The 12,818-nt window shown below is 70.7% G+C and carries 12 protein-coding genes; 8 read left to right on the top strand and 4 right to left on the bottom strand.

Features of this window, described 5'->3' with window-relative positions:
- Positions 1–103: 103 nt before the first annotated feature.
- Entirely contained in the window at positions 104–793 is a 690-nt protein-coding gene (gene phoU, locus HEP85_RS18725) for a phosphate signaling complex protein PhoU (protein WP_168528759.1), read from the bottom strand.
- A 237-nt stretch (positions 794–1,030) separates the two neighbouring features.
- On the opposite strand from phoU, the gene HEP85_RS18720 reads away from it, so the two are divergent.
- Positions 1,031–2,308, top strand: coding sequence for a cell wall metabolism sensor histidine kinase WalK (locus HEP85_RS18720; RefSeq protein WP_168528758.1), 1,278 nt, complete (start codon positions 1,031–1,033; stop codon positions 2,306–2,308).
- A complete protein-coding gene (locus HEP85_RS18715) occupies positions 2,305–2,985 on the top strand; it encodes a response regulator transcription factor (RefSeq protein WP_009340348.1) in 681 nt (226 codons plus the stop codon). Before HEP85_RS18720 ends, HEP85_RS18715 begins: the two co-directional genes overlap by 4 nt.
- A gap of 180 nt (positions 2,986–3,165) precedes the next feature.
- On the opposite strand, the gene HEP85_RS18710 is transcribed toward HEP85_RS18715, so the two are convergent.
- Positions 3,166–3,822, bottom strand: a complete 657-nt coding sequence (locus tag HEP85_RS18710; protein WP_168528757.1) for a DUF461 domain-containing protein — start codon at positions 3,820–3,822, stop codon at positions 3,166–3,168.
- 621 nt (positions 3,823–4,443) lie between these two features.
- On the opposite strand from HEP85_RS18710, the gene HEP85_RS18705 reads away from it, so the two are divergent.
- From HEP85_RS18705 to HEP85_RS18680, 6 genes are all read left to right on the top strand, one after another.
- On the top strand, positions 4,444–4,926 hold the full coding sequence (locus HEP85_RS18705; protein ID WP_003953493.1) for a CarD family transcriptional regulator: 483 nt from the start codon (positions 4,444–4,446) through the stop codon (positions 4,924–4,926).
- Between the two features lie 405 nt (positions 4,927–5,331).
- A complete protein-coding gene (ispD, locus tag HEP85_RS18700; RefSeq protein ID WP_329288630.1) occupies positions 5,332–6,084 on the top strand; it encodes a 2-C-methyl-D-erythritol 4-phosphate cytidylyltransferase in 753 nt (250 codons plus the stop codon).
- Entirely contained in the window at positions 6,074–6,613 is a 540-nt protein-coding gene (gene ispF / locus HEP85_RS18695; protein WP_168528755.1) for a 2-C-methyl-D-erythritol 2,4-cyclodiphosphate synthase, read from the top strand. Before ispD ends, ispF begins: the two co-directional genes overlap by 11 nt.
- 323 nt (positions 6,614–6,936) lie before the next feature.
- Positions 6,937–8,337 carry a cysteine--tRNA ligase gene (gene cysS, locus HEP85_RS18690; RefSeq protein ID WP_168528754.1) on the top strand — a complete coding sequence of 467 codons (1,401 nt, stop codon included), beginning with the start codon at positions 6,937–6,939 and terminating at the stop codon, positions 8,335–8,337.
- Between the two features lie 102 nt (positions 8,338–8,439).
- Entirely contained in the window at positions 8,440–9,381 is a 942-nt protein-coding gene (gene rlmB, locus HEP85_RS18685; protein ID WP_168528753.1) for a 23S rRNA (guanosine(2251)-2'-O)-methyltransferase RlmB, read from the top strand.
- Between the two features lie 123 nt (positions 9,382–9,504).
- Positions 9,505–11,247 carry a DoxX family protein gene (locus HEP85_RS18680; RefSeq protein ID WP_211118231.1) on the top strand — a complete coding sequence of 581 codons (1,743 nt, stop codon included), beginning with the start codon at positions 9,505–9,507 and terminating at the stop codon, positions 11,245–11,247.
- A gap of 77 nt (positions 11,248–11,324) precedes the next feature.
- On the opposite strand, the gene HEP85_RS18675 is transcribed toward HEP85_RS18680, so the two are convergent.
- Positions 11,325–12,056 (bottom strand): nucleotidyltransferase family protein, encoded by a 732-nt coding sequence (locus HEP85_RS18675; protein ID WP_168528751.1) that lies wholly within the window; start codon positions 12,054–12,056, stop codon positions 11,325–11,327.
- Between the two features lie 116 nt (positions 12,057–12,172).
- Positions 12,173–12,622 carry a hypothetical protein gene (locus HEP85_RS18670; protein ID WP_168528750.1) on the bottom strand — a complete coding sequence of 150 codons (450 nt, stop codon included), beginning with the start codon at positions 12,620–12,622 and terminating at the stop codon, positions 12,173–12,175.
- Between the last annotated feature and the right edge of the window lie 196 nt (positions 12,623–12,818).

Raw genomic sequence — 12,818 nt, 5'->3', positions numbered from 1 at the left:
CGGCGCACTGAGGCTCGCGAGCGCCCCCGGAGCCCGGGAACAGGCCTTCCCCGCCCTGTCGCGGTCCCCTCGGCCCCGGTCTCAGCCTCCCCGCCCCCCGGTCTCAGACGCCTTCCGCCCCCGTGACGGGGTGGATGTCGGCCTGGAGCTCGTCCGCGTGCTCGCCCGTCACCAGGTACACCACGCGCTTGGCCACCGACACCGCGTGGTCGGCGAAGCGCTCGTAGTAGCGGCCGAGCAGGGTCACGTCGACGGCCGTCTCGATGCCGTGCTTCCAGCGGTCGTCGAGAAGGTGCTGGAAGAGGGTGCGGTGGAGGAGGTCCATGTCGTCGTCGTCCTGCTCCAGCTGGAGCGCGAGGTCGACGTCCTTGGTGATGACGACCTCGGCCGCCTTGGCCATCAGGCGCTGGGCGAGCTGGCCCATCTCCAGGATCGTGGCGTGCAGGTCGTGCGGGACCCCGCGCTCGGGGAAACGCAGCCGGGCCAGCTTCGCGACGTGCTGGGCCAGGTCGCCGGCGCGCTCCAGGTCCGCCGACATCCGCAGGGACGTGACCACGATGCGCAGGTCCGTCGCCACCGGCTGCTGGCGGGCCAGCAGGGCTATCGCGCGGGCCTCCAGCTCGTGCTGGAGATCGTCGACCTTCTGATCGGCCGCGATCACGCTCTCGGCGAGCTTCAGGTCGGCGTCGAGGATGGCCGTCGTGGCGCGTCCGATCGCCGACCCGACGAGCCGGGCCATCTCGACCAGGCCCTCGCCGATCGAGTCAAGTTCCTCGTGGTACGCGTCACGCATCGTGTTGTCCCTCTCTTACGTCACCTTTGGGGGCCTGGGGGCCGGACCCCCAAGGCATCTACTGACCGCCGGACGGGCCCCGTGAACCCCACGCTCCCACGTTCCGGCTCGTACGCGTCCGTTTCCGGCATCCCAAATGAACCACCCCTGGCTCCTGGGTGAACTCTGGGCGACGAGTGTTCGAGGTCGCACTCGGATGGCTGTGGACTGGCGTGTCGACATGCCTAACCTGGGGGCATGGACGTGAACGCGGCGGTCGCCGCAGCGGCAGCGATCGCCGGAGTGCTCACCGGTGTCATCGCCATGCTGGCGTTCCGCTGGAGCGAGCGCGACCAGAAACGCCCCACCCGCACCTCGCTTCACACGGACCCGGTGCTTCCGCCAGGTGTCGACACGGTCCTCTCCGTGCTCCGCTCCTCCGCTGTCGTACTCGACGAGGCCGATGCCGTCGTCAAGGCCAGCTCCGCCGCGTACGCCCTCGGGCTGGTCCGCGGCGGCAAGCTCGCCGTCGAACCCATGCTGCAGATGGCGCGTGACACCCGCCGGGACGGCGAGATACGCCAGGTCGAACTGGATCTGCCGAGAAGGGGAACGGGACGCGGTGAGGCCCTGGCCGTCTCCGCGCGCGTCGCGCCGCTCGGCTCCCGGCTCGTACTGCTGCTGGTCGAGGACCTCACCGAGGCGCGGCGCATCGAGGCCGTACGGCGTGACTTCGTCGCCAACGTGAGCCATGAGCTGAAGACACCCGTCGGCGCGCTCTCCCTGCTCTCCGAGGCCGTGATGGACGCCTCGGACGACCCGGAGGCCGTGGAGCGCTTCGCCGGGCGCATGCAGATCGAGGCCACCCGGCTCACCAATCTCGTGCAGGAACTCATCGACCTGTCGAGGGTGCAGAACGACGACCCTCTGGAGGACGCCGAGCCCGTACGGGTCGGCGAACTCGTCGCCGAGGCCGTCGACCGGTGCCGCCACCAGGCCGGCACCAAGCAGATCACCATGGCCGCCGGCGGCACCGCCGAGCTGAGCATCTGGGGAAACCGTGGCCAGCTGGCCGCGGCCCTCGGCAACCTCGTCGAGAACGCCGTCAACTACTCGCCCGCCCGTACCCGGGTGGGCATAGCCGCGCGCCGGGTGACCGCGCCCGGCGGAGACCTCATCGAGATCGCCGTGACCGATCAGGGCATCGGCATCTCCGAGAAGGACCGGGAGCGCGTCTTCGAGCGCTTCTACCGCGTCGACCCGGCCCGTTCCCGCCAGACCGGCGGTACGGGCCTGGGTCTCGCGATCGTCAAGCACGTGGCCGCCTCGCACGGCGGGGAGGTCACGGTGTGGAGCTCCGAGGGTCAGGGCTCCACGTTCACCCTGCGGCTGCCGGAGGCGGGTGCGGCCCGCGACCGCGTGATCGATCACCACATGCCCGGACTCGACGAAGACGACGAGACCGAGCAGCCCGACGGGACGACCACCGTCTCATCCCCGTATGAACCGCTTCCTGCCCCGGAGGTCCTTCCGTGACCCGAGTGCTCGTCGTCGAGGACGAGGAGTCCTTCTCCGACGCCCTGTCGTACATGCTCCGCAAGGAGGGCTTCGAGGTCGCCATCGCGACCACCGGGCCCGACGGACTCGACGAGTTCGAGCGCAACGGCGCCGACCTCGTCCTCCTCGACCTGATGCTGCCGGGGCTGCCCGGCACGGAGGTGTGCCGGCAGCTGCGCGGCCGCTCCAACGTTCCGGTGATCATGGTCACCGCCAAGGACAGCGAGATCGACAAGGTCGTCGGGCTGGAAATAGGAGCCGACGACTACGTCACCAAGCCCTTCTCGTCCCGCGAGCTGGTCGCCCGTATCCGGGCCGTCCTGCGCCGCCGGGGCGAGCCCGAGGAGGTCACTCCGGCCGCCCTGGAGGCCGGTCCCGTCCGGATGGACGTCGACCGCCACGTGGTCACCGTCTCCGGCTCCAAGGTCGACCTCCCGCTGAAGGAGTTCGACCTGCTGGAGATGCTGCTGCGCAACGCGGGCCGCGTGCTGACCCGTATGCAGCTCATCGACCGGGTGTGGGGCGCCGACTACGTGGGCGACACCAAGACCCTCGACGTCCACGTCAAGCGCCTGCGCGCGAAGATCGAGCCGGACCCGGGTGCGCCGCGATACCTGGTGACGGTGCGCGGGCTCGGCTACAAGTTCGAGCCGTAAACCGGCCCTCCTGAGGACGGGCGCCCGGGAATCCGGCGCCCGGAAACCGCCTGCCACCGCGCGCGTGGCGGCACGACGACGCCGAAGGGCGGTACCCCTGCCAGGGGTACCGCCCTTCGGCGTCGTACGGGCGTCGTACGGTGACCGTCCCGGCGTCCCGGATGTACGCCGGGACTCCGGTCACTGGCCGGAAGCGGACTCCGTGGCCGTCGCCCCGGACGACGCCGAGTCGGACGGCGTGCCCGAGACGGAGTCGGACGGCGAGGTGGACGCGTCCGGCGAGGCGGACGCGGAGCCGGTCGCCGTCGCGCCGGGCGCCGCCGGGATGTTGCTCGGACCCCACTTCGTGAAGTAGCTCGCGGCCGGGACGACGAACGCGCGCAGGTTCACGTCCCCGGTCTTGCTGAAGGTGAAGGTGATCTTCTGCGCGTTGCCGTCCTTGACGGTCGTCCCGGGGGAGGACAGGGCCGCGGAGGCGTTGCCCTTGCCGCCGAGGATGACGGAACCGCCGGCCGGGATGGTCAGCTTGCCCTTGCCCGTGGCGGGCGTGAGCTGGGCGGTGCCGTCACCGGCGACGCTGACCGAGTCCAGGGTCTGCGCGGTGCGGCCGTTGTTGAACAGGGTCGCGGAGATCACCGCCGGGCCCGTGGACGTGGTGTCGGGCTGGGTGATGACGAGGGCGTTCTGGATCTTGATGTCGCCGACGCTGGTCGCCGCGTTGTCCGGCTTGACCTCCAGCGTCTGTGCGTCGTTGCCGGCAGCGCACGCGGCGAGCGAGGCGATCGAGAACGCAATGGCGGCGGCGGCGAGGGCGCCGCGTCGAAGGCTGCTGCTCACGGCGGCGGCAACTCCTTGAACGTGGGCGAAGCAGGGCGACTCCTGTGTAAAGCCGCCCTAAGGGTCTGTCAGCGGCCTTAGGTTACCGAGCCGTTCCCGCGCCACCGCACCCGACCCGCCCCTTCGCCCCCTCGAGCCCCGTCGCGCCGTCCGCGCACGCCGGTCCGTGCGCCGTCGGGAGCCGCCTCGACGGCTCCTTTGGGCACAGCTCGTCTGCCATTCACATAAGTAGCCATGAGATCCGCTTGGGGTTTTCCGGTAGGGAATCCGTGGCGGACCAGAAAATTGATCATCGACAGTTCAGTGAGAGGCGTGATCAATTCCGGATTCGTCTCGTACCCGACTCCGGCAACCGAACGGAGTAGCGGAAGTCGAGCTCCTGGAGCAGGACAAAACGGGATGTTCGGACCCTGGTCAGGGTCTACAGGTGTGTGTACCGTACGCGTTTCACTTGCCCTGGACAGCCGCTCCCACCTGCGAATACCCTCTTCCGCTCGCCCCTCGCAGCACGTTCCTGTCGCGGTTGTCAAGCCCCGAGATATGCCCTGACCTGCGAAAACGCCATTCAGAAGACGCAGTTTCCGTGTTACCCTGGATAGCCACGGAAGGGGTACCTGTCACATGACGTTCAAGGTTGGCGACACCGTGGTCTATCCCCATCACGGGGCCGCGCTGATCGAGGCCATCGAAACTCGCCAGATCAAAGGCGTGGACAAGACCTACTTGGTGCTGAAGGTCGCCCAGGGCGACCTGACGGTACGTGTGCCAGCGGACAATGCGGAGTTCGTCGGCGTGCGTGATGTGGTCGGTCAGGACGGGCTGGACCGGGTCTTCGAGGTGCTGCGTGCGCCGTACGCCGAGGAGCCCACGAACTGGTCGCGTCGTTACAAGGCAAATCTGGAGAAGCTCGCCTCCGGCGATGTCATCAAGGTCGCGGAAGTCGTGCGTGACCTGTGGCGTCGTGAGCGCGAGCGCGGACTCTCCGCCGGTGAGAAGCGGATGCTTGCCAAGGCCCGGCAGATCCTGGTGAGCGAACTCGCCCTCGCGGAGAACACGAACGAGGACAAGGCCGAGGCTCTGCTCGACGAGGTTCTCGCGTCCTGACGCATCAGCGCCTGGACGGTGGTCGTTCGGACGGTGGGTTGGTTCATCTGTCGTTCGGACGATAGTCGTTCTGACGTAAAGCACAAGGCCGCGCAGCTGTGCAATGAAATGCCGCGGTGCCCGATGACGCAATGGGAATTGCTGTCGCCGGGCGCTGCGGCATGTTCGTACCCGCATCTCCTCGGAAACCCGGGTCTCCCCGAAGTCTCCGCCCCGAAACCTCAGCCCCGGCACTTGAATGCGCCGGGATACTTGATGTGCCGGGCCCGGGGCGGCCGACTCGACCGGATGTCACGGAAGGGTCCGGTCAGGACGTCGCGCCGGGCACTCCCCCACGCTCAGCGAGCGGGAGGCACGCCAGGGCCATACCCAAGCAGGCCGAGTACACAAACCTGACAGGAACCGATGTCTGACGATTCGCGCCCTTCGCCGTCCGGGAACCCCGTCGCGGCCGTGATTCCGGCCGCCGGCCGGGGTGTGCGCCTCGGTCCGGGCGCCCCCAAGGCGCTCCGGGCGCTGAACGGCACGCCCATGCTCATCCACGCGGTGCGGGCCATGGCCGCCTCCCGCGCCGTCTCGCTCGTCGTCGTCGTGGCGCCGCCCGACGGGACCGCCGAGGTCAAGACCCTGCTCGACGCGCACGCGCTGCCCGAGCGCACCGACTTCCTGGTCGTCGCCGGCGGGGACAGCCGCCAGGAATCCGTGAAGTACGGCCTCGACGCGCTGCCGCCCGGGATCGACATCGTCCTCGTGCACGACGCGGCCCGCCCGCTGGTGCCGGTGGACACGGTGGACGCCGTCATCGAGGCGGTACGGGACGGCGCGCCGGCCGTCGTACCGGCGCTGCCGCTCGCCGACACCGTCAAGCAGGTCGAGCCGGCGAGCGTGCCGGGGACGCCGGAGCCCGTCGTCGGCACACCCGAGCGGGCGCGGCTGCGCGCCGTGCAGACCCCGCAGGGCTTCGACCGGGCCACCCTCGTACGGGCCCACGACACCGTCACCGACGACGTGACCGACGACGCGAGCATGGTCGAGCGGCTCGGGGAGCGGGTCGTGGTGGTGCCGGGGCACGAGGAGGCGTTCAAGGTGACGCGTCCCCTGGACCTCGTCCTCGCGGAGGCGGTCCTCGCGCGCAGGAGGGCGAACGATGGGTTCTGAGGTTTCCGGTACCGGCACCGCTGCCGCGGGGCCGCCGGCCGCCGGTGTGCCGTTGCTGCCGCAGGTCGGTGTCGGTACGGACATCCACGCCTTCGAGGACGGCCGGGAGCTGTGGTGTGCCGGGCTGTTGTGGGAGGGGGAGGGGACCGGGCTGGCCGGGCACTCCGACGCGGACGTCGTCGCGCACGCCGCCTGCAACGCCCTCTTCTCCGCGGCCGGGCTCGGCGACCTCGGCGCGCACTTCGGCACCGGGCGGCCCGAGTGGTCCGGTGCGTCCGGGGTGACCCTGCTGACCGAGGCCGCGCGGATCGTGCGGGCGGCCGGTTTCGTCATCGGCAACGTCGCCGTCCAGGTCGTCGGACCCCGGCCGAAGATCGGGAAGCGGCGGGACGAGGCGCAGAAGGTTCTGTCCGAGGCGGTGGGGGCGCCGGTGTCGGTGTCCGGGGCCACCACGGACGGGCTGGGGTTCCCGGGCCGGGACGAGGGCTTGATGGCGGTGGCGACGGCGCTGGTGGCCCGCGCGGTCTGAGCGCGTGCCCCGACCAGGGGGCTGCCGCCCCTGGACCCCCGCATCGCCCGAAGGGCTCGTCCTCAAACGCCGGACGGGCTGAAATGCCTGGCCCGGACGCCGGCCTTTCAGCGCGGGCCCGCATCTCCAGCCCGTCCGGCGTTTGAGGACGAGGCCGTCCAGGCCGAAGCGGGGGTCTGGGGGCGGCAGCCCCGAGGAGTGGGCCGGGACCGATGAGGGGCCCGGGACGCAGGAGCCGCCCGTGAGGGTCGTATGTCACGAATACGTGCCCCTTGCGCGGGAAGGGTCGCGGGGCACTACCCAGGGGCCACTACCCTGGAGGCGTGACCATTCGCCTGTACGACACCAGCGCCCGGCAGATCCGTGACTTCTCCCCGCTCAAGCCGGGTTGTGTCTCGATCTACCTGTGTGGCGCCACCGTGCAGGCCGCCCCGCACATCGGGCACATCCGCTCGGGTCTCAACTTCGACATCATGCGCCGCTGGTTCGAGTACCGCGGATACGACGTCACGTTCATCCGGAACGTGACCGACATCGACGACAAGATCATCACCAAGTCGGCCGAACAGGGCCGCCCTTGGTGGGAGATCGGGTACGAGAACGAGCGCGCCTTCAACGACGGCTACGACGTGCTGGGATGCCTCCCGCCGAGCTACGAGCCGCGGGCGACCGGACACGTGACCGAGATGGTCGAGATGATGCGCGGGCTCATCGAGCGCGGTCACGCGTACGAGTCCGACGGCAACGTCTACTTCGACGTGCGGTCCTTCCCGGGCTATCTGCAACTGTCCAACCAGGAGCTGGACAACCTCCAGCAGCCGTCCGGCGTCGGCGAGACCGGCAAGCGGGACCCGCGCGACTTCGCCATGTGGAAGGCCGCCAAGCCCGGTGAGCCCACCTGGGAGACCCCGTGGGGGCGCGGCCGGCCCGGCTGGCACCTGGAGTGCAGTGCCATGGCGCACAAGTACCTCGGCAGCGCGTTCGACATCCACGGCGGCGGGCTGGACCTGATCTTCCCGCACCACGAGAACGAGATCGCGCAGGCCAAGGCCTTCGGGGACGAGTTCGCCAAGTACTGGGTGCACAACGCGTGGGTCACCATGAGCGGCGAGAAGATGTCCAAGTCCCTGGGCAACTCCGTGCTGGTGAGCGAGATGGTCAAGCAGTGGCGCCCCATCGTGCTGCGCTACTACCTCGGCACCCCGCACTACCGCTCGATGATCGAGTACAGCGAAGAGGCCCTGCGCGAGGCCGAGTCGGCGTTCGCGCGGATCGAGGGCTTCGTCCAGCGGGTGACGGAGATGGCGGGGGGCGTCGTCGAGCCCGTCGCCGAGGTGCCGCCCGCGTTCGCGGAGGCCATGGACGACGATCTGGGTGTGCCGCAGGCGCTCGCCGTCGTGCACACCACCGTGCGACAGGGCAACTCCGCCCTGGCCGCCGACGACAAGGAAGCCGCCGTGGCACGGCTCGCCGAGGTCCGGGCCATGCTCGGCGTCCTCGGTCTCGACCCGCTCGACCCGGCGTGGGCCGGCGAGGGCGACCGCGGCGAGGACCTGCACGGAGTCGTCGACACCCTCGTACGCCTGGTGCTCCAGCAGCGCGAGGCGGCGCGGGGCCGGAAGGACTGGGCCACCGCGGACGCCATCCGCGACCAGCTCAACCAGTCGGGTCTCGTCATCGAGGACGGGCCGCAGGGACCCCGATGGACACTCGGCCCGCGCTGAGTGTTCCTTGATCGAGTGTGCCGCCCGGCTCTCCGGGCGGCACACTGCATAGACGAACGTGCACGCGAAGCGTCTGCACACCCCACACAGAACAGGTAGGTCATGGCCGCTAACAACCGCCGCATGTCCGGCAAGAAGGGCGCGCAGGTCGGCAGTGGCGGCCAGCGACGCCGGGGCCTGGAGGGCAAGGGCCCGACCCCGCCCGCCGAGATGCGCAAGGGACACAAGAAGAACCGCATCGCCAACGTCAAGGCGAAGCAGACCGCCCGCCGTCCCGCGCCCCGCGGGCGTGGCGGCAAGGGCACGTCCGAGATGGTCGTCGGGCGCAACTCCGTGGTCGAGGCGCTGCGCGAGGGCGTGCCGGCGACGATGCTGTACGTGCAGCAGTTCATCGACAACGACGAGCGGGTCCGGGAGGCCCTCCAGCTGGTGGGCGAGCGCGGTGGCATCCACCTCATGGAGGCTCCGCGTCCCGAGCTGGACCGCATGACCAACGGGCTCAACCACCAGGGTCTCGTCCTCCAGGTCCCGCCGTACGAGTACGCGCACCCGGAGGACCTCGCCGCCGCCGCGTACGACGAGGGCCAGGACCCGCTGATCGTCGCCCTCGACGGGGTGACCGACCCGCGGAACCTGGGCGCCGTCGTCCGCTCCACCTCCGCCTTCGGCGGCCACGGTGTCGTCGTGCCCGAGCGGCGCGCGGCCGGGATGACCGCCGGTGCCTGGAAGACCTCGGCCGGTGCCGCCGCCCGTACGCCCGTCGCGCGTGCCGCCAACCTGACGCGGGCCCTGGAGTCGTACAAGAAGGCCGGGCTCGTCGTCGTCGGGCTCGCCGCGGACGGCGAGGTCGAGGTCGGTGACCTGGAGGCCCTCGGCGGCCCCGTCGTCATCGTCGTCGGCAGCGAGGGCAAGGGGCTGTCCCGGCTCGTCGGGGAGACCTGCGACTTCCGGGTGCGGATTCCGATGCCGGGCGGCGCGGAGTCGCTGAACGCCGGTGTCGCGGCGGGCGTCGTCCTGTACGAGGCGGCGCGGCGACGCGCCTGAACAGGCGTGCGTGCCGTCACCCCCGTGGGGTGATCGGGTCGGTCCGGACGGCCTTGACGCGGTCCGGACAGATCGGCGGGGTCAAAGCAGTGTCCTAAACACACGTCACTCGGTTAGATGAGTGTGGACACCAGAACACCCCGCACACCCACGGGGGACCGCTCGTCGGGATTCGACGACGTTCCCGCGCTGAGCATGGTGAAGGTGCCGAGCGATCCGGCGCAGGTCATCGTCAATCATGCGAGCTTCCGCGTGCAGCTGGGCGCTGCGTCGCGACCCCAATCCTCGCGCGTCGCACGGCACTTGAGCGCCGGTGGCGCCCCCGCGCGGATGCCCGCCGGCGGTACGGCGGGCAGAGCGGGCGGCCAGGGCGCCGCCGGTACCCGTCGGCGCGCGCCGGTCGTCTGGAGCGGGAAGTCCGCGCCCGACGACACCGGCGCGCACCGTCTGCTCCAGGCCGTGCGGAGCACGAGCGTCGGTCATGGCGGAACGGCCCCGGTGGGCGACGCCGGCGCGACGCAGGTCATCCCGCGTTACGACGAACACCACGGCTACGAGGGCGACATGACCGTCGAGACGGTCGAGACGCCACTCGTCGGCAGCCAGCGCACCGGCTCGTCCGGCCTCGACTCCGGCCGGACCGGGGGGCCCTCCCTCGCCGACGAGGGCCGGCTGCTGCCGAACATGCGCAGCGTCGACAGCGCTTACGACGAACCGCGCTACGGCGGCGGGGAGTTCGCCGGCGACGAGGGTGACGACGCCTACGCCTACGGTTACGAGGACGAGGCGGCCGAACTGCCGGTCAGACGGCAGTCCACGGACTCGGTGCGGCAGGGGTACTACCCGGGCCGCCGCATGAACCTCGGCGTGGTGCTGCTTCCGCTCCGCGTCTTCCTCGGGTTCATCTCCATCTACGCCGGCATGGGCAAGCTGTGCGATCCCGTCTACTTCGACGGCGGCAAGCGCGGCTCCATGGTGAAGTGGCTGAACACGCTGCACCCCTGGGAAGTCGCCGAGCCGCTGCGGCAGTTCGCGCTCCAGCACCCGGTCGGCTCCGGGCTCGTCATCGCCTTCCTCCAGGTCATCGTGGGCGTGCTCACGGTGCTCGGCCTGTGGCAGCGGGTCGCCGCGGTGGTCGGCGCGATGCTGTCGGCCGCGCTCATCGTGACCGTCAGCTGGAAGACCGTCCCCGCGTACGACGCGCCGGACATCATCTACCTCGCCGCCTGGTCCCCGTTGATCATCGCGGGCGCCCCCGTCTACTCGGTGGACGGACGTCTGGCGGGCGAGGCCTGGCGCACCCTCGGGCCGCGCGCCGAGATCTGGGAGCTGCGCGCGCGGGTGCTGCGCCGCGGCGCGGTGGTCTCGGCCGTCGTCATCGGGCTCACGCTGCTGGTCGGCTCACTGCTGGGCGGCGCCGTCCGTGACGCCGACCGGGTGGTCGTGCCGGGACCGGGCGAGGCTCCGCGCAACGAACTGCCGGGCTCCCCGCTTCCCCAGGAGCCCGGCACGCCCCAGCGGAAGACCAGCACCCCGTCGGCCTCCGCGAAGGAGCCCACCCACGACGGTTCCTCGTCGCCGTCGGGCCCGGCCGCGACCCCGGGCGCGACCCACCAGACGGGCGGCACGGTCAGCAGCGGACCCAGCCGGACGCAGGGCGGCGGTCAGGCGCCCCCGCAGCACTCCGCGCCGGTGCACCAGGCCCCCAGTACGAGCGCGGGTCCGACGTCCACCGGTGGCAGCGGCGGTGGGACCGGCAGCGGTGGCTCCACGGGCGCCGGTACGGGCGGCACGTCCGGCGGTTCGAGCTCCGGCGGCGGGACGACCGGCGGCTCGGACAAGCTGGTCGGCGGCCTGCTCGGGTAGATCCCCGGACGGTACGACGACGGGGCCCCGCACATCCGATGTGCGGGGCCCCGTCGTCATGTGTGCCGTGAGGCCGCTCAGCGCCCGAGTGCGGCGAGTTCCTTGGCGGCCTCCGTGAGGTCCTTCGCCGTGTCGATCGCGCGCCAGTAGGCGCCCTGGGGGAGGGAGAAGCCGGCCAGACGGCGTTCACGGGCCAGGTGCGGGAACGTGGTGCGCTCGTGGTCGCCGCGCTCGGGGAGCAGACCGGCGAACTCGGCGGAGAAGACGTAGACGCCCGCGTTGATCTCGTAGGTGGTCGGCGGTGACTCGATGAAGTCCGTCACACGGCCGAAGTCGTCCGTCTCGACGGCGCCCCACGGGATGCGGGGGCGGGCGAGGGCGAGGGTGGCGACGGCGTCGCGCTCGGTGTGGAAGTCCGCCATGTCGCGCAGCGAGAAACGGGTCCAGATGTCGCCGTTGGTCGCGTACCAGGGCTGCTCCGGGTGCGGGAGGTGCGCGGCGGCGTACTTGAGGCCGCCGCCCCGGCCCAGGGGCTCCTTCTCCACGACCGTTATGACGTTGACCGGAAGGTGCGCCGAGTCCAGCCAGTCCTGGAGGACTTCGGCGAGGTGGCCGCAGGAGACGACGACGTCGGTGACGCCCTCTTCGGCGAGCCAGGTCAACTGGTGGCCGATGATCGGTGTCCCGGTGCCGGGGATCTCGACCATCGGCTTGGGCCGGTCGTCGGTGTAGGGCCGCAGTCGGGAGCCCTGACCACCGGCCAGGACAACAGCTTGAACGGGGCGCGACGCGGCGTTCGGATCGGTCATGCCCGAACTGTACGTGGCGCCCCGCTGGTGGTTTCTGTCGGCAACCGTTCCCTTAAGCAGCTGTTACCTGGCGGGCGGGAAGGGGCCGTTCCGGCCTCGGACGAGGCCCCGCGGGTTCAGAGGTGCGTGGCCGCGACCCCCGATGCGAAGGAGGTGTCGCAGACCGGGCGCGCGAACGCCTGGGCACGTGTCGGGCCGTACGCGCGGACCGCGGCGCGGCCGAGGGCGCGGGCGATGGAGACGCAGTGCTTCGCGAGCGACGGGCGGCCGTTCACCGCCTCCTGGAGGTGGGTGAGGGCGGTGCCCGGGTCCTTCTCCTGGAGTTCGAGCAGGAGCCGGTCACGCAGGACGTCCTGCGGGGCGCGGGAGACGGCACGCGAGGAGACGTCCGAGGAGGAGGCGGTGAGCACCGACTCCGAGGAGTTCCCCGACCAGTTGACTCGGGTGACCGCGAGGGTCCCGGAGAGCACCAGGACGACAGGCAGAACGAGGGCGAGGGTGCGGCCGATCCGGCGGGCGGGGCCACGGCCATGCCGGGTCCGTTGGTTAGTGGTGGAGTGCTTCACGCGAGTGAGGGTAGCGCGGGGTGATGATTTGGCGACATTTAGTCACCGGTTCGGGGGACGAGGAAGTGATGGTTTCCGGGTGGCGCGTTGACGTACACGTATCGAAATGACCGGCTTGCCGGGGTATTTGTCGACAACGAGGAGGGCCCCGCAGCAGGCTGCGGGGCCCTCCTCGTCAACTTGGGTGAATTCACCC

It is taken from the genome of Streptomyces sp. RPA4-2 (assembly GCF_012273515.2).
GTDB classification, from domain to species: domain Bacteria; phylum Actinomycetota; class Actinomycetes; order Streptomycetales; family Streptomycetaceae; genus Streptomyces; species Streptomyces kaempferi.
Note: the sequence above shows the minus strand (reverse complement) of the source record. Positions and strands in the feature narration are given on the sequence as shown.